The sequence below is a fragment of the Micromonospora matsumotoense genome, from assembly GCF_900091525.1.
GTDB classification, from domain to species: Bacteria; Actinomycetota; Actinomycetes; order Mycobacteriales; family Micromonosporaceae; genus Micromonospora; species Micromonospora matsumotoensis.
Genome location: NZ_FMCU01000026.1, coordinates 35,928 through 57,333 on the forward strand (window position 1 = coordinate 35,928; position 21,406 = coordinate 57,333).

Sequence of the window (21,406 nt, forward strand, 5' to 3'; positions counted from 1 at the left end):
ATGCTCAGCCCCGGGGTGCAGCTCGGCAACCGCTACCGCCTCGACGAGCGGATCGCCAGCGGCGGCATGGGTGACGTGTGGCGCGGCACCGACCAGGTGCTGGGCCGTACGGTGGCGGTGAAGAGTCTGCTCCCGGCGCTGCTCGACGAGCCCGGCTTCGCGGAACGGTTCCGGGGCGAGGCCCGGACCATGGCCACCATCAACCACCCCGGCGTGGTCGACGTCTACGACTTCGGCAGCGACCAGGAGATCGCCTTCCTGGTGATGGAGTACGTCGAGGGCGACGCCCTGTCGGCGACGCTCAGCCGGGTCGGCCGGCTCACCCCGGCCCGGACGATGGCCCTGCTCGCCCAGGCCGCCGACGCGTTGCACGCCGCCCACGAGAAGGGCATCGTGCACCGCGACGTCAAGCCGGGCAACCTGCTCGTCCGGCCGAACGGAACGCTGGTGCTGACCGACTTCGGTATCGCCCGGTCGGAGCTGGTCGGCCAGCTCACCGCCGTCGGATCGGTGCTCGGCACCGCCTCGTACATCTCCCCCGAGCAGGCCACCGGCGCGGTCGCCACCCCCGCCTCCGACGTCTACGCGCTCGGCGTCGTGGCATACCAGTGCCTGGCCGGGCGACGGCCCTTCGAGGGCGACAATCCGCTGGAGATCGCGATGCGGCACGTCCGGGACACTCCCCGGGCGCTGCCCGGGGACATTCCGCCGCAGGTCAAGGCGATCGTGGAGCGGGCCATGGCCAAGGAGCCCGGCCACCGCTGGCCGAGCGCCGCCGCCCTGGCGGCTGTCGCCCGGCAGGCCAAGCAGGCCCTCTCCCAGCAGGCCCGCGCGGGTGGTGGGCACCCCGGTCCCGTCTCGGGCGGTCCGGTCTCCGGCGGTCCGGTCTCCGGGGCCCCGGCCTCCCCCGCCGGCCCGATGGCCCGCGCGCAGGTGCCCGCCGTGCCCCGGCAGCAGCCGGCCGCGCTGGCCCACCAGCACCGCCCGGCGATCAGCGGACAGGCCCGCCCTCCGGCCGGTGGGCAGGCCCGGCCACCCGTCAGCGGGCAGGCTCGGCCGCCAGTCGCGGCCCGGCACCCGCAGCCGCCGGTGGCGCCGCAGCGTCCGCCCGCCCAGGCCACCCCGATGACGCGGCCCTACCCGCAGCAGCCCCGGGGCGCGGCGTCCGTCCCGCCGGCCCAGCTCCGTGCCGACCGACCCATGGGGTACGCCCGGCAGCCGCTCCCACCCCCCGCCCCACCACAGCGTTCCCGGTCCGGCATGGTGACCCTGGCGATTCTGCTGGCCGTACTGGTGCTGGTCTGCTCCGGCGTGCTTGCCTACGCCGCGCGACAGGGCAACCTGGGCGCCGACACCGGTGCGCCGCGAACGACGTCCGGCGCGCTGAGTGCCTTCGGACGCGACGATCCGGCCGGGACGTCGTACCGTCGGGTGGTACGGCTCGGACCGGATGCCGGCGAGACGACGACGAGCGAAGGACGACGAACGCGATGACAGCCCAGGCCCGCCTGCTCGGTGGCAGGTACCAGGTCGGCGAGCTGCTCGGTTACGGCGGCATGGCCGAGGTGCACCGCGGTCGGGACCTCCGGCTCGGTCGTGACGTCGCGATCAAGATGCTCCGGACAGACCTGGCCAGGGACGCCACCTTCCAGATGCGGTTCCGCCGTGAGGCGCAGAACGCCGCCTCGCTGAACCACCCGGCGATCGTCGCCGTCTACGACACCGGCGAGGAGACCGCGCCGACCGGCGAGACCCTCCCGTTCATCGTGATGGAGTTCGTGAACGGACGGACCCTCAAGGAGGTCCTCGGCGTCGAGGGGCGGCTCCAGCCGCGCCGGGCGCTGGAGATCTGCGCCGACATGTGTGCGGCCCTGGAGTTCAGCCACCGGCACGGGATCATCCACCGGGACATCAAGCCCGGCAACGTGATGCTGACCCAGACCGGTCAGGTCAAGGTGATGGACTTCGGCATCGCCCGTGCGTTGGCCAGCGGCGCCACCACGATGACCCAGACCAGCGCGGTGATCGGCACGGCCCAGTACCTCTCCCCGGAGCAGGCGCGCGGCGAGGCCGTCGATGCCCGCTCCGACGTGTACGCCGCCGGTTGCGTGCTGTTCGAGCTGGTCTGCGGCCATCCGCCGTTCGTCGGCGACAGCCCGGTCAGCGTGGCGTACCAGCATGTGCGGGAGGCCCCGCCGACGCCCAGCGACATCAACCCGGACGTCACCCCGGCGATCGACGCGATCGTGCTCAAGGCACTGTCGAAGAACCCGCTCAACCGCTACCAGAGCGCCGGTGAGATGCGGGCCGACCTGCTCCGCGCCGCCGCCGGCCGGCCGGTGATGGCCACCCCCGTGATGACCCAGGACGAGACCACCCCGATGGCGGCGGCGGCAGCCGGCTACCCGACGCAGGGTCAGCAGACCCGGCACATCCCGGCCCGGGTCGGCGACCCGCAGCGGCGCAAGAGCTCCGCCTGGGTGATCGCGGCGTTCGCCGCGGTCGGGGTGCTCGCGGTGATCGCCCTGGTCGCGGCCCTGCTGATGAACGGTTCGGGAGACGACGCCAAAACGAGCGCGGTGCCCAACCTGGCGGGCAAGACGCAGGACGCGGCTTTCACCGAGATCCGCAACGCCGGTCTGGTGCCGGCGAGCGGTGACCAGGTCTTCGACAGCACCTGCAAGGTGGGTACGGTCGCCAGGCAGGACCCGCCGGCCGGCACCCCGCTGGCCGAGAACCGTCAGGTGACGGTGAACATCTGCGGCGGCAAGCCCGAGGTCAGCATCCCGACCGGCCTCAAGGGCAGCAAGGTCGAGAGTGCGCAGGCTCGCCTGAAGGAGGCGAAGTTCCCCTTCACCGTCGTGGAGAAGGACAGCGACGAGAACGAGGACATCGTCCTCGACGTGTCCCCGCCCGAGGGGGAGAAGGTGCCGGAGGGCACCAAGGTGACCCTGACCGTCTCCCGGGGCAACGTCCGCGAGGTGCCGAACGTCAAGGACCTCAGCCAGGCGGAAGCCATCCGGGCCATCGAGAACGCCGGTTTCAGGGCCAACCCCGAACTCGGCTCGGAGGTGCCGGCGGACGAGGCCGGCAAGGTGCAGAGCCAGAACCCGAAGGCCGGCACCAAGAAGACGAAGGGGAGCACGGTCACCATCGTGGTGAGCGTGCCGGAGGTCACCGAGTCGCCGACCCCGCCGACCCCGACCACGCCGGTGCCGACCACCACACCGCCCGGTGACGGCACGGGTGGCGGGTTCCCGCTGCCCACCCCGCCGTTCCGGGTCGAGGACCAGTGATCCGTAGCCCGAGGTGACGTTCAGGCCCGGTCCGGTGGACCGGGCCTGAGTCGTCCTGCGGGGACGACCGGCGGAAGCGACGAGCACCGTCGCGGTGACCGCGTCGACCAGCAGCGGCTCCCGCTGCCCCGGACCACCGCCCGGCGACCGGACAGCGGTGGCGAGCGGGGTCAGCTGGTGGCGAAGGCGGCCCGGCGGCGGGCGTCGACCTCGGCGGCCAGCTCCGGGGCGCGTTCCAGGGCCTCGGGGTGACCGCAGGCGGCGACCCAGTTCGCCAGCATCAGGTGGCCGCCCTCGGTGAGCACCGACTCCGGGTGGAACTGCACCCCCTCGATCGGCAGGGTCCGGTGCCGCATCGCCATCACCACGCCGGACTCCGTCCAGCCGGTGACCTCCAGTTCGTCGGGGAGCGTCTCGGGGAGCACCGCCAGCGAGTGGTAGCGGGTGGCGGTGAACGGGTCCGGCAGGCCGGCCAGCACCCCGACGGAGTGGTGCCGCACCTCGGAGGTCTTGCCGTGCAGCAGCTCCGGTGCCCGGGTGACGGTCCCGCCGAACGCCTCACCAATCGCCTGGTGGCCGAGGCAGACGCCGAAGATCGGCAGCTCACCGGCGTACCGGCGGATGACGTCGAGGCAGATGCCGGCGCGGTCCGGGCTGCCCGGCCCCGGCGAGAGCAGGACGCCCGCCGCGCCGACCCGGCCGACCTCGGCGACGTCGATCTCGTCGTTGCGCCGGACCTCGCACTCCACCCCGAGCTGGCCCAGGTACTGCACGAGGTTGAACACGAAGGAGTCGTAGTTGTCGATCACGAGGACACGCATGGGCTCACTGGTCCGGAGAGGGGGCGGGTGGGGTGTTGTTCCGGTCGGTGTCGTACGGCAGGTCGTGCCCGTCGCCGGCCGGTGCGTCGGGATCGACGGCGGAGTCGCCGCCCGGGTTGCCGGAGTCCTGGGTCACCTGGACGTCGTCGAAGGGCAGCAGCGGCTCGGCCCAGGGGAAGATCACATACCAGAGCAGCGCCACCATCGCGGTGGCGAGCAGCACCGAGCCGATCAGCTTGCCGGGCAGCCCGAAGGGCAGCTTTCGCCAGATGAACGAGTACACCGTGGTCAGCCTCGCAGTTCCGGCGGTGGGCCCTCGGACTTGGGCTGCGCGCGGTCGAACTCGGCGTGGACGATCAGCCGCTGGTAGTTGTCGAACTTCGGGTTGCAGGTGGTCAGGGTGAGCAGTTTGCGGGTGGCCTTCGCTTTCGGCTCGCCGGGCACCGGCGCGACCACCTCGACCTGGTCGGGGCGGACGATCCGGGACCGGTAGACCTTGTAGACGTACCAGTCCTGCTTGCCCTCCAGGAGGATCGCGTCCCCCACCTTCAGCTCGTCCAGCCGCCAGAAGGTGGCCCGGTTGCGGTGCCCCGCGACGGAGAAGTTGCCCACCTCGCCGGGGAGCGCGCTCTTCGGGTAGTGGCCGGGGGCGTACCGGATGTCCTCCTGGGTGACGCCCTCGACGACGACCCAGTTCTTGTCGAGGCTGGGGATGTAGAGCCCGGCGATGGGCTTGCCCTCGGCCGGGGCGACCTGCTTGGTCGGGGTGCTCGGGCTGACCGTCGGGTCGCCGGTCGGGCCCCACGCCTGGGCCAGTTGCTGGTTGAGTTTGCTCTGGTGGGCGTCGACGAGGGCGGACTTGCCCCAGATCTCGTACCCGGCGAAGAGCAGCACCACCAGTCCGAAGGTGATCAGCACCTCGCCGCTGACCCGTACCCCGGCGCGTAGCCGTGAGCCGAAGGTGGGCCGGGTCAGCTCGGAGTAGACGCTCTTGTAGCCCTCCCCGGTCTGTTCCGGGCGTAGCTGCACCACCCGCTCACCACGCCGGGGCGGGGCCGGGGGCGCGACCGGATCGTCGGAGCCGGTGTGCTCGGGGGCGGGCGGCACCGCGCCCATCAGGGCGGTGGAGTCCAGCGCCGAGCTGGTTGGCCGGGCGGGCACCACCGGGAGCAGCGCCGTCGCCGCCGGGTCCGCCGTGCGGTCCGGGACCGGACCCGACCGGCCGTGGTCCACCGGCCCATTCCCGGGTACGCCCCGGTGGGAAAGCCCGGCTCCGCCCCCGCGCGGAGCCTCCGGCCGGGGAGCGGACGTCGGGTACCGGTCGCCTCCGACGCCGGACGGGCGCGGCGTCCCGTCCGGCGCGGCGGCCCGGGGCCGTCCCGTCTCGACGGGTGGCACCGGACGCGGGGCGGCACCGGGGAGGCCGGCACCGTGCTGGCGCTCGGCCGTCGCCGGAGTGGGGCGGGTCGGTGGCGGTGGCGCGTGCCGTTGGGCCGCCTCCGGCTGCTGGCGCTGGTGCGTCTCCGGCTGCTGACCGTTGCCCGTGGCCGGGGTGGGCCGGCCCGGCCAGGCGGGCGGCGGTTGGCGCGGCGGGAGCACCGGGGTGGGCCAGGGGCCGGCGGGCTGCGGGCCGGCGGCGGGCTGCGGGCGGGCTGCGGCGGGCGGCGGCGTGGACCGGTCGACCCTGGGGAGGAACGCGGTCGGCTCGTCGTGCTGGTCGCCGCCGCGCGGGCCCTCGCCCTGGTGGGTCATCGCGGCACCGTCGCCGATCGCAGCGCCGTCGAGTCCTCGAATGCGGGCACGGTGACCGTGGCGACGTGCTCGGAGTAGCCGAGCTGGTAGTGGTCGACCGCCTGCTTGAACAACCCGACTCCCTGCGAGCCGGCGAGGGCCTGCTGGAGGGCAGCGGGATCGCCGATTGCTACGATCTTGAATGGTGGCGAGTACACCCGGCCGTGCAGCAGCAGGGTGTTACCGACGCAGCGTACCGCGCTGGTGGAGAGCACGCGGACATTCATGATGGACATGGCCTCCGCGCCTCCGGCCCAGAGCGCGTTGACGACGGCCTGCACGTCACCCTGATGGACGACGAGGTCGTCGTTGGTCGCGCCCTTGGGCAGGGTGCCGTCGCCGCGGCGGGGGGCGTCGTTCAGCTCCACGGTCACCCCGGACCCGGTGAGCGCGGTGAAGCCGGCCGCCTGCTGGAGGCCGTGGGCGCGGTCCCGCTGCTCCTTGATCGGCGCGTCGGTGTCGGCCAGGGTCTCGGTCTCGCTCTCCACGTCGGCGCGCAGCCGGGCGGCCCGCAGCTCGCTGGTGGCCACCTGCTCCCGACGGTCCTCGATGAGCTGGGTGAGCTGGGGCCGGCGGTCCTCCCGCAGGGCGGTGCCGCCGGCCGTGGTCGCCGTGGTGGTGAAGAGCAGCCCGGCGGCGGCGGCGATCAGCGGCACGCCGATCGACCAGCCCGGTCGGCGCTGCCGGGGGCGTCGGGGCAGGAAGGCGACGACCGCCCGCCGCATGGCCTTCTGCCAGGATGCCGCACCGGATGTGTACTCCACCGCGCGCTCCTCTCCCGTCGTCTGGTGACGCCCGTCACGGTGCGGGACGGGTCGTCGACGCCGCGTCGACCCGACCGAATCCGGTCACCGTGGGCACCGGATCGACCCCATTCATGGCCTGGAGCGGCCTTCCGGACTACGCTGGCTGTCGAACATTATTGGCCATGGACCGTCGCCCCCGCGCCCGGTTGTCAGGCCGGACGAGGTCGTCACCCCTCTGGAGAGCGTCGTGCCCAAGTCTCAGGTCCGTAAGAAGAAGGTGTACACCCCGCCGACGGATGTCCGTCCGACGACGACGACGGCGACGCGCAAGCCTAGCCCGGTGTGGCTGCCGGCCACGGCTGTCGCGTTGATCGTCGCCGGCATCGGCTGGCTGGTGGTCTACTACCTCTCCGAGCAGGAGTACCCGGTCGCCTCGTGGGGTTACTGGAACCTCGCGGTCGGTTTCGGTGCGATGGTCAGCTCCCTGGTGCTGCTGTCCCGCTGGCGTTGAGCCCGGCGCTCCGGCGCCCACCGCGAGACGGCCCAGGTCATCGCGTACGCCCCCAGCCCGGCGCTTCGGCGTCGGGCCCCCTATGGTGTCCGCAGGGCGGCGTGGCCTGGTGCGAGAAGACTCACGTTACTGTCGGGTAACTTTCGCGTAGGCTGCACCGCATGACCGAGCGGAGCGAGGTCATCGACCGGTCCGGTCGGGGGTGCGGCGGCGGTACGCCGGCCGCCCCCTGAGTCGGCCCGGCCGCCGAGCCGCTTGCCAGGCAGCAGACCGGGAGGCCAACTCGATGGGCAGCGTCCAGATCGTCACCACGGTCCTCGCCGCCGCCATCACCGCGGTGGCGGTGTGGCTCGCGGTGCGTGCGGTGCGGAAGATGGTGGCCGTCATCCGGCTGGGGCAGCCCGCGCCGGAGCGGTTCACCGACAAGGGCACCCGGGCGAAGACCATGCTGGTCGAGACGGCCGGCCACACCCGGATGCTCAAGTGGGGCGTGGTGGGTGCCGCGCACTGGTTCGTGATGGTCGGCTTCATCGTGCTGTCGCTGCTCGTGCTGGAGGCGTACTTCGAGGTCGTCTCGCCGACCGGCGGGCTGCCGCTGATCGGCGGCCTCGCCGGGTACGGTCTGGTCACCGAGGTGATCGCGGTGCTCGGTACGGTCGGCATCCTGGTGCTGATCGCGATCCGGGTCCGCAACCGGCCGACCCGTCCGGGTGGGCGGTCCCGGTTCACCGGCTCCACCATGTGGCAGGGCTACTTCGTCGAGGCCGTCGTCCTCGCCGTGCTGATCATGGGGTTCGTGATCCGGGGCTTCAAGGTCGCCACCGACCACTTCGAGTACCCGCTCTGGGCCACCCCGGTCAGCCACGCCGTCGGCGCGCTGCTGCCCGCCTGGCCGGCCGGCGTGAGCATCGCCGCCCTCATCAAGATCATTATCTCGATGACCTGGCTGATCGTCATCGCGCTGAACGTGACGATGGGCGTCGCCTGGCACCGCTTCCTGGCGTTCTTCAACATCTTCTTCAAGCGCGAGCCGGCCCGGCCCGCCGGCTCCGGGCTCGGCCCGCTGCGACCGATGACCAGCCAGGGCAAGCCGCTCGACTTCGAGGAGGCCGACCCGGAGAAGGACCAGTTCGGCGTCGCGCAGGTCGAGCAGTTCTCCTGGAAGGGCCTGCTCGACTTCAGCACCTGCACCGAGTGCGGTCGCTGCCAGTCGCAGTGCCCGGCCTGGAACACCGGCAAGCCACTGTCGCCCAAGCTGCTCGTGCTCAGCCTCCGCGACCACGCGTACGCCAAGGCGCCGTACCTGCTGGCCGGGGGTGGCAAGGACCTGACCGGAGAGGAGAAGGCCACCCAGGCGCAGCTCGCCCATCTCGACGTGCTCACCCTCGCCGAGGCCGACCGGCCGCTGATCGGCGACGCCGAGGCCGGCGGCGTGATCGACCCGGACGTGCTGTGGTCCTGCACCACCTGCGGGGCCTGCGTCGAGCAGTGCCCGGTCGACATCGAGCACGTCGACCACATCGTCGACATGCGTCGCTACCAGGTGCTGATCGAGTCGAGCTTCCCCTCCGAGGCCGGCGTGATGCTGCGCAACCTGGAGAACAAGGGCAACCCGTGGGGCGCGCCGCCGAACACCCGCGAGGACTGGACCAAGGGGCTGAGCTTCGAGGTGCCCCGGGTCGGCGAGGTCGACGACTTCGAGTACCTGTTCTGGGTCGGCTGCGCCGGTGCGTTCGAGGACCGGGCCAAGAAGACCACCCGGGCGGTCGCCACCCTGCTGCACGAGGCGGGCGTCTCCTTCGCCATCCTCGGCGAGGGCGAGACCTGCTCCGGTGACCCGGCCCGGCGGATCGGCAACGAGTTCGTCTTCCAGATGCTCGCCCAGCAGAACGTCGAGACCCTGAACGAGGCGTTCGAGGGCCGGGAGAAGGCCAAGCGCAAGATCGTCGCCACCTGCCCGCACTGCTTCAACACCCTCGGCAACGAGTACGGCCAGCTCGGCGGGGAGTTCGAGGTGGTCCACCACACCCAGCTCCTGGCCCACCTGGTCAGCACCGGCAGGCTCACCCCGGTGCAGCCGGTCGACGGCGGGGTCACCTACCACGACCCCTGCTACCTGGGCCGGCACAACCGGGTCTTCGCTCCGCCACGGGAGGTGCTCGGCAGCGCCATCAACGGCGGCGGCAACGCGGACAGCGGGCTCATCGAGATGCCGCGCAACAGCGAGCGCTCCTTCTGCTGCGGTGCCGGCGGCGCCCGGATGTGGATGGAGGAGAAGATCGGCAAGCGGATCAACGTGGACCGGGTCGAGGAGGCCATGTCCACCGGGGCCCGGACGGTCGCCGTCGGCTGCCCGTTCTGCTCGACGATGCTCAACGACGGGGTCAACGGCAAGGGGGCCGGCGAGCAGGTCGAGGTGGTCGACGTGGCCAGCGTGCTGCTCCGCTCGGTCAAGCCGGACGCCGCACCCGGTGAGAAGGAGACCGCGCCGGCCGCCGGCTGAGGCCGTACCGCTGCCGTGGACGGACGCACGACGGCGGCGGCACCCACCCGGTGCCGCCGCCGTCGCGGTCGTCAGGACGTCGTGGTGATGATGGCGGCCGTGGTGGCCACCGTGGTGGCCACCATGACCGCGGCCTGGGTCTCCTCGATCGCCTTCTTCGTCGCCGCGGACGCCCAGTCCCCGGCGGCGATCTCCGTGGCGCGGGTCTTGAGCCGCTCCTTCGGCAGTTCCCGGAAGAGTTTGCGGTCCAGCCCGACCGCCCGGGTCAGGCCGAGCAACGCGGCCGTCCGGGCCTCCACCGGGCCGTCGGAGAGCAGCGCGTCGACCATCCGCTGCCGGGCCGCCGTCTCCGCCACCGGCTCCGCGCCGGTCGGCGACGGATAGCGGGTACGCGGGAACACCAGCAGCACCCGGTCGGACTCCCGGCGCAGCACCCCCTCGTCGACCAGACCCGACAGCACGCGATCGGGCAGCCCCTTGGCCAGCCGGCCGATCCAGTCCTTCGGCCGGCGACGCTTGTCGTCGGCGGTCACCTCGGCGAGGGCGTCGTCGAGCACCCGGCGGCCGGTCGGAGTCGGGTCGGTCACCACCAGCCGGTCGTCGACCACCTCGACCCGGCTGGCGAGGGCCAGCTCCAGCAACACCGCCCCGGCCAGCCCGTAGTCGAGGTTCGGTCGGCCGAGCCGGTTCACCCCGGTGTCGTCGTAGGCGAGCAGGACCAGTTCGTCGGCGAGGGTAAGCGGTGCCATGTCGTCCACGCTAACCCCGCGGCGCGAACCCTGGCGGGTAGGCGAACCTGACGGCGAATCCGGTAACTGTGAGCCACGCCCCGGTGACCGCCGGGGGCGGATCTGAAACAATCACGCCCATCGACTCACTGCTGCTCGGCACGTTGTTGCCCCTGGTCGGCTTCGTGCTGCTGACCGCCGGCAACGCGTTCTTCGTCGCGGCCGAGTTCGCCCTGGTCACCGTGGACCGGGCGGAGATCGACCGGCGGGCCGAGGCCGGCGACGCCACCGCCGCCACGGTCCGCCGGGCGCTGCGCGAACTCTCCTTCCAGCTCTCCGGGGCGCAGCTCGGCATCACCCTCACCGCGCTGCTCACCGGTTACCTGGCCGAGCCCGCCCTCGCCCGGCTGTTCCACCCGCTGCTGGCCCCGCTGGGCGGCGTGGACCGGTTCAGCCCGCTGCTCGCCCTGGCGCTGGCCACCCTGCTCTCGATGCTCTTCGGCGAACTGGTGCCCAAGAACCTGGCGCTGGCCCGACCGATGCCGGCGGCGCTGGCCACCGCCGGGCCGATGCGGGCCTTCTCCCGGACCTTCGGCTGGCTGATCAGGGGGCTGAACAACTCGGCCAACCGGCTGGTCCGCCAGCTCGGGGTGGAGCCCCAGGAGGAGCTGGCCAGCGCCCGCTCCCCGGAGGAGCTGGGCCTGCTGGCGGCCATCTCGGCCCGGGCCGGCGCGCTGCCGCCGGACACCGCCATGCTGCTGCGGCGCACCATCCGCTTCGGTGACAAGCGGGCCGCCGAGGCGATGACCCCCCGGGTGGACGTGATCGCGCTGCGGGCCACCGCCACCGTCGCCGAACTGCTGGACCTGTCCCGCCGGACCGGCCGGACCCGGTTCCCCGTCTTTGAGGAGACTCTCGACCTGGTCACCGGGGTCGCGGCCGTACCCGACGCGCTCGGTGTGCCGCTGGCCGCGCGGGCCGGCACCACCGTCGCCTCGGTCGCCCGCGAGCCCGTGTACGTCCCGGAGAGCCTCGATCTCGACGGCGTGCTGGCGGCGCTGAAGGCCGCCGGGTCCGACCTGGCGATCGTGGTCGACGAGTACGGGGGCACCGACGGGGTGGTGACCGTCGAGGACCTGGTCGAGGAGCTGGTCGGGGAGATCGCCGACGAGTTCGACCCGGCCACCGTGGACGACGCCCACGACACCGGACTGACCGTCCCGGGTGGGGAACGGACCGTTCTGGTCGACGGGGTGCTACGGGAGGACGAACTGTTCGAACAGACCGGCTTCCGGCTCCCCGAGGGCCCGTACGAGACGCTGGCGGGGTTTCTGATGGCCCGGCTGGGGCACATCCCGCTGCCCGGCGAGACGACCGGGGCCGACGGTTACGAGTTCACCGTCGTCGAGGTGGAGCGGCATCGGATCGAGCAGGTCCGGGTGGTCCGTCCCGAGGAGCCGCACGTCGATGACTGAGCTGCTGGTGGCGGTGGTGCTGCTGCTCGGCAACGCGTTCTTCGTGGGCAGCGAGTTCGCGTTGATCGCGTCCCGGCACACGGTGGTGGAGCCGTTGGCCGCGACCTCGAAGCGGGCCCGGTGGGCGTTGTCGGCGATGAACCAGATTCCGCTGATGATCGCCGGGGCGCAGTTGGGCATCACCGTCTGCTCGCTCGGGCTGGGCGCGATCGCCGAGCCGGCCCTGGCCCACCTGCTGGAGCCGGTGTTCCACGCGGTGCTGCTGCCGGCGGGCGCGGTGCACCCGGTCGCCTTCCTGATCGCCCTGGGCGTGGTGGTCTTCCTGCACACGGTGGTCGGCGAGATGGTGCCGAAGAACATCACCCTGGCCGGCCCGGAACCGTCGGCGCTCTGGCTGGGGCCGGCGATGCTGGCGTTCTGCCTGGCCACCAAACCGCTGCTGCTGGCGATGAAGTGGGCGGCCCGGCAGGTGCTGCGACTGTGGGCGGTGGAGGCCGCCGACGCGGTGAAGACGGTCTTCACCGCCGAGGAGCTGGCCGGGCTGGTGGCCCAGGCCCGCACCGAGGGGCTGCTCGACGCCGAGGAGCACGCCCGGATCACCGGGGCGTTGGCGTTGCACGACCGGACGGCGGCGGACGCGCTGCAACCCTGGTCCACGGTGACCACGGTGGCCGAGGACGTCTCACCGGCCTCACTGGAGGTGCTGGCGACCACCACCGGCCGGTCCCGCTTCCCGGTGGTGCAGCGCTCCACCCGGCGGGTGTTGGGCTTCGTGCACGTCAAGGACGTCCTCGGGTACGCCGGAGCGTCCCGCCGGGCGCCGGTGCCGGCCGAGGTCTACCGGCCGCTGGCGGTGGTGCCGCCGGACCGTACGCTGGCCGATCTGCTGCTGGCGATGCGGCGCGAGCGGCGGCACATGGTGCTGGTGAGCGACGGTCGCCGCCCCCTGGGTGTGGTCACCCTCGACGATGTATTGACTGCGATCGTTGGAAATTGAGTGCACACCCTTTGTGTGCAAGCGATTGCACTGATGTGATGGTGTGCCCACCCGCCTTGATTCCATACCGTGACTGCCCCTAATGTTGCACCGGCCGCTGTGGGTCGTCTGCCTCCTGCTTCCCCTTAGCGAGGCGCCCGGCGGTCGGTGGCAAAGGAGTCGACGCCGGTGGCAACCATGCCCCCTCAACGTCACGTCCAGGGCCGGTCGCCCGCCCGGCCGGCAGTCCTTCGGCGGGTCGCCCGCCGCCTGCTCGTCGTGGTCGCGGCGGTCGCCGTGGGCGCCGGGATGCTCGCCGTGCCGGCGCATGCCGCGCCGTCGCCCGAGGAGATCGAGGCGGCGCTCGACAAGCAGTGGGAGCAGCTCGAACCGACCATCGAGAGCTACAACAAGGTCCGGGCGCAGCTGAAGGTCAACCGCAAGAAGTCGGTCGAACTTCAGAAGAAGATCGAGCCGCTGGCCCTGCAGAGCGAACTGGCCCTGGGCCGGGTGGGCGACCTCGCCTCGCGCTACTACAAGTCCGGGCCGTCGCAGGAGTTGAGCGCGCTGCTCACCACCAGCCGGCCGGGTACCCTCGCCGCGCAGCTGACCATTCTGGACCGGCTCGCCGCCGAGCAGCGCAGAGAGGTCGAGGCGGTGCTCGTGGTGCGCCGCAAGTACGACGCCGAGAAGCAGAAGCTCGACACCCTGATCGCCGCCGAGGTGCAGCAGGAGAAGGATCTCGCGGCCAAGAAGACCAAGATCAACGCCGAGATCAAGCGGCTCCAGGCGTCGATGCCGAAGACCACCGTCAAGGTGAACGGCTGCCCCACGATCAACGGGGTGCTCAGCTCCGCCGCCCGTACCGCGATCCAGGTGGCCTGCCAGCAGGTCGGTGACCCGTACGTCTGGGGTGCCACCGGGCCCAACTCGTTCGACTGCTCCGGGCTCACCCAGTTCGCCTACAAGGCGGCCGGGATCTCGCTGACCCACTTCACCGGTGCCCAGTGGAACGAGGGCAAGGCCATCCCGCGCTCCGAGGCCCGCCCCGGCGACCTGGTCTTCTTCTTCAGCGACCTGCACCACGTCGGCCTCTACCTGGGCAACGACACGATGGTGCACGCGCCGCGGACCGGTAAGCCGGTCCAGGTGGCCAGCATCAACAACATGCCGGTGGCCGGCTTCCGCCGACCGGGCTGACCAGCGCAGACGTCAACCCCCGGCCCCGACGGGCCGGGGGTTGCGTGTTTCCGGAGCCGGAGTGTGCCGGCCCGGCGGGTTGCGGATCGATAACGACCGTCTCTACTCTGGTCAATCGTCGGTCGGCACCAGGTCCGCCCCGCCCGGGGTGGCGTCGGCCGGCACCGCCGAGTCGCCTCCGGGCGAGCCGGGGACCCAGGTACGCCGGGGTGAATCCGCAACCACTGCGGTAGGGCGCTCCCTTCCCGCCCGAACCCGTCAGCTAACCCGGTAGGCGGTCGAGGAAGAAGGAGCCCGGAGCCCGGTGGCACACCATGCCCCGCGGCCACCGTCACGCCGGTCGACCCAGGTCGCCCGCGAGACGGCGGTGCCGCGCCCACGCTGGTCCCGCTTCACCACCACCACCCTCGCCACCCTGGCCGCCGTGGCGGTCGCCCTGACCGGTGGCGCCACGGCAGCCCACGCCGACCCCTCGGTCGCCGAGATCGAACGACAGATCGACCAGGACTGGAACAAGCTCGAACCGATCATCGAGCAGCACAACGCCACCCGGACCGACCTGGCCGCCAAGCGCCGGCAGGCCGACGCGCTGGGCAAGCGGATCGCCCCGCTGCAGCGCCGGGTGGACCAGGCGATGAACCAGGTCAGCGGCCTCGCCGTTCAGGCGTACAAGGGCGAGAACATGTCCACCGTCAACGCCCTGCTCGGCAGCCACAACCCGAGCCAGGTGGTCGAACAGTTGGGGTTGCTGGACCGGTTCGCCAGCCGCCAGCAGCGCGAGGTGCGGGCCGTCGCGGCGCTGCGCGACGAACTCGCCGCGACCAAGGCGCCGTTGGACGAGATGGTCGCCCAACTGACCCGTACCGAGGCCCAGTTGGCGGCGAAGAAGAAGCAGATCAACACCGAGATCGACCGGTTGCAGAAGCTGCGGCTCAAGGTCTACGGCAACGGCGGCGGAGGGTCGCTGCGCCCGGCCCCGTGCCCGGCCGGCTACCCCGGTGGTCCGTCCGGCACGGCCGTCAAGTACGCCTGCGCCCAGATCGGCAAGCTGTACGTGTGGGGCGCGGCCGGCCCGAACAACTTCGACTGCTCCGGGCTGACCATGGCCGCCTGGTCGAAGGCCGGGGTGTCGCTACCGCACAACGCCCGGCAGCAGCGCCAGGTCACCGACCGGGTGAGCCGGGCCGACCTGCGCCCCGGCGACCTGGTCTTCTACTACTCCGACCTGCACCACGTCGGGATGTACGTCGGGGACGGCTGGGTCGTGCACGCCTCCCAGTCCGGTCAGCCGATCACGATGAAGCGGGTCGACGACGGGCCGGTCAACAGCTACGGCCGACCCGGCTGACCCGCACGTCCGGGCCTCCTTATCGGGGGTCCGGACGCGGTGTTCCTCGCTCCGGTGTGACCGTGCTCCGGCGGCGGCCCGTCCCTGGGATGCGGCCGCGCCGCCAGGTTTGTGGTCCGCACCCTCGGGGTGCGGCCCGGCCCGGTCCGGTGGGGTCCGGCCCGGCCCGGTGCGGTGTGATCAGCGGGTGGGCCAGGTGCGCCAGTTCTGCCAGGAACGGCTCTGGGTCGGCCCGCGCTGGCCCTGGTAGCGCGACCCGTAGACCGCGGAGCCGTAGGGGTGCTCGGCCGGCGAGGAGAGCCGGAAGATGCAGAGCTGGCCGATCTTCATGCCCGGCCACAGGGTGATCGGCAGGTTGGCCACGTTCGACAGTTCCAACGTGACGTGGCCGGAGAAGCCCGGGTCGATGAAGCCGGCGGTCGAGTGGGTGAGCAGACCGAGCCGGCCCAGGCTCGACTTGCCCTCCAACCGGCCGGCGAGCTGGTCACCGAGCGAGATGACCTCAAGCGTGGAGGCGAGCACGAACTCGCCCGGGTGCAGCACGAACGGCTCACCCCCCGGCACCTCGACCATCGACGTCAGGTCGTCCTGCTGCACGGCCGGGTCGATGTGGGTGTAGAGGTGGTTGTTGAACACCCGGAACAGCTTGTCGAGACGCACGTCGATGCTGGACGGCTGCACCAGGCTCGGCTCGAACGGCTCCAGCGCCAGCGCGCCCGCCTTGATCTCGGAGACCAGGTCCCGGTCGGAGAGCAGCATCGGGACACCCTATCGAGCACGTCGGCCGGCCCTGCCTACCGGGCCGCCCCACCGGCCTCGCCGGCGCGTCGGCCGCCCCGGCCTACCGGGCCGCCCGCGGGCCGTCGTCGTCGGCGGCTCCGGGGCGCATGTCGGGCCGTTCCACCTGCGTGTCGGACTGATTTTAGAACGCCTGTTCGATAGGATGACTCCATGGCATCCTGGTCCGCATTCGCCGCCGACGAGCCCCGACTCGCCGACGGGATCCGCCTTCTCCTCCAGCAGTACGGGCCGGGTTTCGGCTACCTGGCCACCGTCCGCGCCGACGGCGGCCCCCGGGTGCACCCGGTCTGCCCGCTGGTCACCGACGGCGGGCTGTTCTGCTTCGTCGTCGACTCGCCCAAGCGGCGCGACCTCGAACGTGACGGCCGCTACGCGCTCCACTCGTTCCCGTCGGAGGAGAGCGACGACGAGGCCTACCTCGCCGGTCGCGCCGCGCCGGTGACCGATCCGGCCCGGGTGGCGCTGGTGGCCGCGATCGGTCGGGCCGCACCCCAGGTCGACTGGCGGCTCTTCGAGTTCAGCGTGGACGTCGCCATGCTGACCCGCCGCGACCACGGCGGCCCGCTGCGCCCCGACGGCGGGCGGCCCGCCGTGCAGGTCTGGCTGGACCCGACGGCGGGCCGACCGGGTGTCGCCGACCTACCCGACCAGCGGCCGTCCCGGCGTGGCCGGCACGGGTTCGACACCCGTCGTACCGCCGCCTGACCCCGCAGACGACGGTGCCGGCCCCGTCCGGGAAGGACGGAGCCGGCACCTGATGTCGCTGGCGTGCCGGTCAGGACGCCGGCGTGCGTGCCGCCGGTCAGGCCGACGCGCGGTAGGCGGTCCAGGCGTTCACCATGCGGCTCGCCTGACCAGCGGTGAACTGGTACATGCACGAGTCGTAGGTGTAGTCCATGAAGTTGGTGATCGGGTCCTTGCCGGACGCGGTGCAGGTGTCCCGGCCGGTCGGGCACTCGAAGGCCGGCTCACGCTCGGCCGGGGTGTCGGAGACGCCGTCGCCCGAGCCCGAGCAGCCACCCTGGAAGGTGTGGTACAGGTTCAGCCAGTGGCCGACCTCGTGGGTGCCGGTGTCGCCCTTGTTGTAGTTGGTGGCGGCGCCGTTCGGCAGCGACTCACCGAGCGCGACGACGCCGTCCATCACGTCCAGGGTGCGCTTGGGGAAGGTCGCCCAGCCGAGCAGGTCGTCACTCAGCTCACCCAGGTACATGTTGAGGGTGTTCTTGCCGCCGGTGCGCAGCGAGGTCTTCATCGACCGCTCGGCCGAGGACCCCTGCACGATCGGGTACCAGGAGGCGTTGGTGACCCGGTTGATCTTCTGGAGCTGGAAGGTGAAGCCGGTGGCCGCACCACCGGTCGCGCCGCTGTACGCCTGGTTCAGCACGCTGATCTGCGAGTTGATCATCGAGTCGGGGATGTTGCCTCCGGCCCGGGTGCTGTCCCGCTGGATCACGTGGACGACGACCGGGACCGTGATCGGGGCCAGCGCCACCGTCCTGCCCTCGGTCGAACCGGTGCGGATGCTGGACTTCGACCGCAGGGCACTGTTGCGCAGGGCGGCGGCGAAGTCCGCCTCCCGGTCCTGGACCTGCTTGGCGGTCAGCTCGTTCGGGTCGTGCCGCTTCTGGGCGGCCTTGCTGCCGCCGCGCACACGCGCGTCGGAGTGGACGTCCGCGTGGACGTCGGCCGGTTCCGCGCAGGGGGCGTTACCGGGGGCTGCGGAGTACGCGGAAGCCGCAGGCACGACGCCCACCGCAGCGGTGCTCAACAGCAGCGCGAAGGTCGTCGATGCGACACCGGCGGCACGCCGGGTCAGCAGGTTGGGACGCAGTCCCATGGGCCCACCTCTTTCTGGCGGCGCGACAGGGGGTATGTCGCACCGAGGTCGTGAACGTGGGGGTGACGTTACAACTGATCGACACGTTTGAGAACGTCCCCAAGCTGCTTCTGTGAAACATCTGACCGTTTAATTTCAGCAGGTGGTAGCTGATTGGTAACGGATGGTGGTCGGCGGCGCGCGGGGGTGCCAGGGTGCGCGGGCATGGTCACCTCAGGTACAGTGGTCCCGCTTGCGGGTGTAGTTCAATGGCAGAACATCAGCTTCCCAAGCTGACAGTGCGGGTTCGATTCCCGTCACCCGCTCCACGTACGGAAGCCCTGGTCAGGACAGGCGTCCCGCCAGGGCTTCCGTGGTTCTAGGTCATGCTGAAACAGGGACGGGCCATTAGCGGGCCATTACCTCGTCCTAGGCTGTGTCGCGTGGATGCTTGTCGTGGCGCTACTGATGGTTGTCGGCAGTCTCGCCGTGATCTTGGCTGGGCTTGTCTGGCTCGCACACCGTGTCCGGCGTAGTGGCGTGGGTGCTGGGCTGATGGGCCCGATCGACGAGATCTACAACCCTGGTGCCCACCGGGCCAGACAAGAGATCCAAGTACAGGACGAACGCGTGGAAGCCCCTTCGCTAGCCGACGATCCTTTTCGACGTGATTGACACGTTGACAACACCTCCGATCAGACGGCCGATCCGTCGCCCTCGGTGGCCCGCTTCCGCTTGCTCGGCTTGCGCCGGGCCGTCTTGACCGCCTTGTCGATTGTGTCGGCGATGCTCTGGTCGGCCTCCCGATTGGCGTGCTGGTAGATCAGCGCGGCACGCGGGCTTGTCGTGCCCCATCCGCGCCATGACCTCGCGCAGGCTCGCCCCCCGGGGCCCGCGACGGGACACATGTCCCGCCAGGGCTTCCGTCATCAGGGAGGCGCGAAAGCACCTCATTGGTTGCTGATCAACTCCCGTCGTGATCGACACCCGACGACAGCCGAGCCGCATACCGTTTCCTGCCTGGACGCTCCTACGGCGCACCTTCAGGCAGTCGATCCCGCGTCCCTCGGCGGCCCGCCTCGGGTCGTGCTCGGTCGGCTGTGGCCGCTGACCTCATCATCGCGTCGGTGAGGGCATTGCCTGGACGAAGGGTTCGACGCTCGGCTCGGCGGGGCATGTGGGGACGCTGCCGTTGTGCCCCTCGGGCTCCAGGGTCGAGCCTTTCACCCAGCCGGAGTACTGGTCGTGGACGGTGGAGACGAACACCTGGGCCGCCGTGATCCTGTTGTTCGGCCACGTGATCTTGAACCAGATGGTGTCCTGAAGATCGCCCGGCACGCCGGTGAAGGTGGAGTGGGCCAGGCACCGGGCGTACACCGTGGTATTTCCCTTCGCCACGCCCAGTCGGCACTTGATGCTGGGGGCGCAACCGCAGTCCTGTTCCTTGCAGGGGCGCACGACGGCTCCGATGTCGACACCGCTGTCTGCGAAGGTGTTCACGGTCCGGAACGGCCACGGCCCGGTTCCGGTCCCGGCGGTGCAGCCCTGCTGCCCGACCGCCGGCACTGCTCACGGGAGGGTGTTGACCGGCGGGAACGGCGGAGCGGGCGTCGGGACGTACCCTGGTGATCATGCGGATTGGCATCGTGATCCTTCCCGACCAGCGCTGGTCGGAGTCGCGTCGGCGCTGGCAGCAGGTGGACGAGTGGGGCTTCGACCACGCCTGGACGTACGACCATCTGGGCTGGCGGGATCTGGTCGACGGCCCCTGGTTCGACTCGATGTCGACGCTGACCGCCGCCGCCACGGTGACCCGGCAGGTCCGGCTGGGCACCCTGGTCGCCTCGCCCAACTTCCGGCATCCGGCGGCGTTCGCCCGGCAGGTGACCACCCTCGACGACATCTGCGGCGGGCGGCTGCTGCTGGGCCTCGGGGCGGGTGGCATCGGCTTCGACTCGGCCGTGCTGGGCGGGGAGACTCTGCCGCCCCGGCCGAGGGTGGACCGGTTCGGCGAGTTCACCGAACTGCTGGACCTGATCCTGCGGGAGGACGGCACCAGCTGGCAGGGCGACTGGTTCACCGCCGTGGACGCCCGCAACAACCCCGGCTGCGTGCAACAACCCCGGGTGCCGTTCGTGATGGCTGCCAACGGGCCCCGGTCGATGCGGCTGGCGGCCCGGTTCGGTCAGGGCTGGGTCACCACCGGCACCGGTGAGGAGGAGCTGACGGCCTGGTGGGACGGGGTGGCGGCGCTCTGCGCCCGGATGGACCGTACCCTCGACGAGGCTGGCCGCGACCCGGTCACCCTGCCCCGCTATCTCTCGCTGGACTCGGCGCCGGTCTTCTCGCTGCGCAGCGCGGACTTCTTCGCCGAGCAGGTCGCGCGGGCGGCGGCCCTCGGCTTCACCGACGTGATCACCCACTGGCCCCGGGCCAGCAGTTGGTATGCGGGCGACGAGGCGGTGCTGGCGGACGTCGCCACCCGTCTGCTGCCGGAGCTGCGCACGCCCTGACAAGGTGCCGCACGCGCTGACGGGGTGCCGCCCGGGGCCGGCTCAGGTGCCGAGGTCGCCGGTGCGTATCCCGCCGTCGCCGGCCGAGACCAGCCGGAACCGGATGCAGACGATCTCGGTGTCGTCGGTGACCGGGGTGCCGGCCCGGGCCCAGTAGCCGGCGTGCCCGGCCCGCCATTCCTCGATCGACCGGTCGCCCTCGCCCTCGGAGCGGGCGAAATCCCATCCGACGGTGGCGAAGGGGACGACCTCGATGCCGGTCACCTCGACCACCCCGACGAGGGCGTCCCGGTCGTCGACCAGCGCCAGCCGCTCACCGACGTGCTCCAACTCCTCGGCCTCGCCGGCGTACTCGGTGAGCAGTCCGGCGGTGGCCGTCTTGACCCCGGTGAGCACCAGCGTGTTGAGGGTGGTGCGCAGCTCACCGGGGGTGCCGAGGGCGAGCGTGCGGAGTCCGCCGATCCGAGGCCACATGCGGCCGAGGCTACCGGGGTGCCGCTGTCCCGTCGCCCGGTTTCGATGCCCCACGGTCGGCATCGTCGCGACTACGGTGGGGCCGACGACGGGAGGGACCATGGCGGACCGGCGCGCGGTGCTCATCCCCGGGCGATCTGGTTGACGCCGCTGCTGCACCGGCCCGAGGTGGTCGCGGCCCTGGGCCGGGCGTCCGCGCCGTTCCTGCTGGTCGGCGGTACGGCGGACGGCGCGTGGGACGGTGCGGTGGCGCGTCGGCTCACCCCGCATGTGCTGGAGGTGCCGGACGCCGACCACGGGCTGCTGCTGCCCGGCCCGCTGGCCCGCTCGGCCGAGGTGCTGGGCCGGGTCTGCACGGCGGTCGAGGAGTTCGTGCGGCTCACCGGGCCGGCGTGACGACCGTCAAG

At 71.7% G+C, this 21,406-nt stretch carries 20 protein-coding genes, 1 tRNA gene and 1 riboswitch; of the genes, 12 read left to right on the plus strand and 9 right to left on the minus strand.

All coding sequences use genetic code 11. The features are described 5' to 3' along the window. Together GA0070216_RS30585 and pknB are read left to right on the plus strand one after the other, a co-directional pair. Positions 1-1,494 carry a serine/threonine-protein kinase gene (locus tag GA0070216_RS30585; RefSeq protein WP_091253436.1) on the plus strand — a complete coding sequence of 498 codons (1,494 nt, stop codon included), beginning with the start codon at positions 1-3 and terminating at the stop codon, positions 1,492-1,494. Further along, the gene (gene pknB / locus GA0070216_RS30590) at positions 1,491-3,296 is read left to right on the plus strand and encodes a Stk1 family PASTA domain-containing Ser/Thr kinase (protein ID WP_091253354.1); all 1,806 of its coding nucleotides are present in this window, start codon (positions 1,491-1,493) and stop codon (positions 3,294-3,296) included. Before GA0070216_RS30585 ends, pknB begins: the two co-directional genes overlap by 4 nt. Positions 3,297-3,466: 170 nt before the next feature. Here the strand turns inward: pknB and GA0070216_RS30595 are convergent, their stop codons facing one another. The 4 genes from GA0070216_RS30595 to GA0070216_RS30610 are packed head-to-tail and all read right to left on the minus strand — an operon-like array spanning position 3,467 to position 6,672. Next, the gene (locus tag GA0070216_RS30595) at positions 3,467-4,117 is read right to left on the minus strand and encodes an aminodeoxychorismate/anthranilate synthase component II (RefSeq protein WP_091253356.1); all 651 of its coding nucleotides are present in this window, start codon (positions 4,115-4,117) and stop codon (positions 3,467-3,469) included. 4 nt (positions 4,118-4,121) lie between these two features. Then, on the minus strand, positions 4,122-4,400 hold the full coding sequence (locus GA0070216_RS30600) for a hypothetical protein (RefSeq protein WP_091253358.1): 279 nt from the start codon (positions 4,398-4,400) through the stop codon (positions 4,122-4,124). 5 nt (positions 4,401-4,405) lie between these two features. Then, positions 4,406-5,869, minus strand: coding sequence for a class E sortase (locus GA0070216_RS30605; protein WP_091253360.1), 1,464 nt, complete (start codon positions 5,867-5,869; stop codon positions 4,406-4,408). Continuing rightward, complete coding sequence (locus tag GA0070216_RS30610; protein ID WP_091253363.1) at positions 5,866-6,672, minus strand: DUF881 domain-containing protein; 807 nt, start codon at positions 6,670-6,672, stop codon at positions 5,866-5,868. The genes GA0070216_RS30605 and GA0070216_RS30610 overlap by 4 nt, the downstream gene beginning before the upstream one ends. 229 nt (positions 6,673-6,901) lie before the next feature. Between GA0070216_RS30610 and GA0070216_RS30615 the strand changes: the two genes are divergently transcribed. Continuing rightward, complete coding sequence (locus GA0070216_RS30615) at positions 6,902-7,165, plus strand: cell division protein CrgA (RefSeq protein ID WP_091253366.1); 264 nt, start codon at positions 6,902-6,904, stop codon at positions 7,163-7,165. 286 nt (positions 7,166-7,451) lie between these two features. Continuing rightward, positions 7,452-9,668, plus strand: a complete 2,217-nt coding sequence (locus GA0070216_RS30620) for a (Fe-S)-binding protein (protein WP_091253368.1) — start codon at positions 7,452-7,454, stop codon at positions 9,666-9,668. 71 nt (positions 9,669-9,739) lie between these two features. On the opposite strand, the gene GA0070216_RS30625 is transcribed toward GA0070216_RS30620, so the two are convergent. Further along, complete coding sequence (locus tag GA0070216_RS30625) at positions 9,740-10,417, minus strand: GOLPH3/VPS74 family protein (RefSeq protein WP_091253371.1); 678 nt, start codon at positions 10,415-10,417, stop codon at positions 9,740-9,742. 146 nt (positions 10,418-10,563) lie between these two features. Here GA0070216_RS30625 and GA0070216_RS30630 point away from each other — a divergent pair, with 146 nt between their 5' ends. From GA0070216_RS30630 to GA0070216_RS30645, 4 genes are all read left to right on the plus strand, one after another. After that, positions 10,564-11,871, plus strand: coding sequence for a hemolysin family protein (locus GA0070216_RS30630; protein WP_091253438.1), 1,308 nt, complete (start codon positions 10,564-10,566; stop codon positions 11,869-11,871). Further along, positions 11,864-12,868 carry a hemolysin family protein gene (locus tag GA0070216_RS30635; protein ID WP_091253373.1) on the plus strand — a complete coding sequence of 335 codons (1,005 nt, stop codon included), beginning with the start codon at positions 11,864-11,866 and terminating at the stop codon, positions 12,866-12,868. The genes GA0070216_RS30630 and GA0070216_RS30635 overlap by 8 nt, the downstream gene beginning before the upstream one ends. A gap of 177 nt (positions 12,869-13,045) precedes the next feature. Further along, a complete protein-coding gene (locus GA0070216_RS30640; protein ID WP_091253375.1) occupies positions 13,046-14,047 on the plus strand; it encodes a C40 family peptidase in 1,002 nt (333 codons plus the stop codon). Positions 14,048-14,202: 155 nt separating this feature from the next. Next, a riboswitch (cyclic di-AMP (ydaO/yuaA leader) is annotated at positions 14,203-14,339 on the plus strand. Between the two features lie 12 nt (positions 14,340-14,351). Beyond that, complete coding sequence (locus tag GA0070216_RS30645; RefSeq protein ID WP_091253378.1) at positions 14,352-15,395, plus strand: C40 family peptidase; 1,044 nt, start codon at positions 14,352-14,354, stop codon at positions 15,393-15,395. Between the two features lie 180 nt (positions 15,396-15,575). Here GA0070216_RS30645 and dcd read toward each other — a convergent pair whose 3' ends face one another. Continuing rightward, entirely contained in the window at positions 15,576-16,154 is a 579-nt protein-coding gene (dcd, locus tag GA0070216_RS30650; RefSeq protein ID WP_091253380.1) for a dCTP deaminase, read from the minus strand. 192 nt (positions 16,155-16,346) lie between these two features. On the opposite strand from dcd, the gene GA0070216_RS30655 reads away from it, so the two are divergent. Further along, positions 16,347-16,901 (plus strand): pyridoxamine 5'-phosphate oxidase family protein, encoded by a 555-nt coding sequence (locus GA0070216_RS30655; protein WP_091253383.1) that lies wholly within the window; start codon positions 16,347-16,349, stop codon positions 16,899-16,901. 97 nt (positions 16,902-16,998) lie between these two features. Here the strand turns inward: GA0070216_RS30655 and GA0070216_RS30660 are convergent, their stop codons facing one another. Next, positions 16,999-18,033: a zinc metalloprotease gene (locus tag GA0070216_RS30660; RefSeq protein WP_091253386.1), complete on the minus strand. Its 1,035-nt coding sequence runs from the start codon at positions 18,031-18,033 to the stop codon at positions 16,999-17,001. 234 nt (positions 18,034-18,267) lie between these two features. Between GA0070216_RS30660 and GA0070216_RS30665 the strand changes: the two genes are divergently transcribed. Further along, positions 18,268-18,341 (plus strand) — tRNA-Gly (locus GA0070216_RS30665). 787 nt (positions 18,342-19,128) lie between these two features. On the opposite strand, the gene GA0070216_RS30680 is transcribed toward GA0070216_RS30665, so the two are convergent. Then, a complete protein-coding gene (locus GA0070216_RS30680; protein ID WP_141723248.1) occupies positions 19,129-19,512 on the minus strand; it encodes a hypothetical protein in 384 nt (127 codons plus the stop codon). Between the two features lie 131 nt (positions 19,513-19,643). On the opposite strand from GA0070216_RS30680, the gene GA0070216_RS30685 reads away from it, so the two are divergent. Further along, complete coding sequence (locus tag GA0070216_RS30685; protein ID WP_091253440.1) at positions 19,644-20,525, plus strand: LLM class flavin-dependent oxidoreductase; 882 nt, start codon at positions 19,644-19,646, stop codon at positions 20,523-20,525. A gap of 42 nt (positions 20,526-20,567) precedes the next feature. Here GA0070216_RS30685 and GA0070216_RS30690 read toward each other — a convergent pair whose 3' ends face one another. Further along, positions 20,568-20,999, minus strand: coding sequence for an ASCH domain-containing protein (locus tag GA0070216_RS30690; protein WP_091253393.1), 432 nt, complete (start codon positions 20,997-20,999; stop codon positions 20,568-20,570). Between the two features lie 141 nt (positions 21,000-21,140). On the opposite strand from GA0070216_RS30690, the gene GA0070216_RS30695 reads away from it, so the two are divergent. Beyond that, positions 21,141-21,395 carry a hypothetical protein gene (locus tag GA0070216_RS30695; protein ID WP_245722842.1) on the plus strand — a complete coding sequence of 85 codons (255 nt, stop codon included), beginning with the start codon at positions 21,141-21,143 and terminating at the stop codon, positions 21,393-21,395. Positions 21,396-21,406 lie beyond the last annotated feature (11 nt).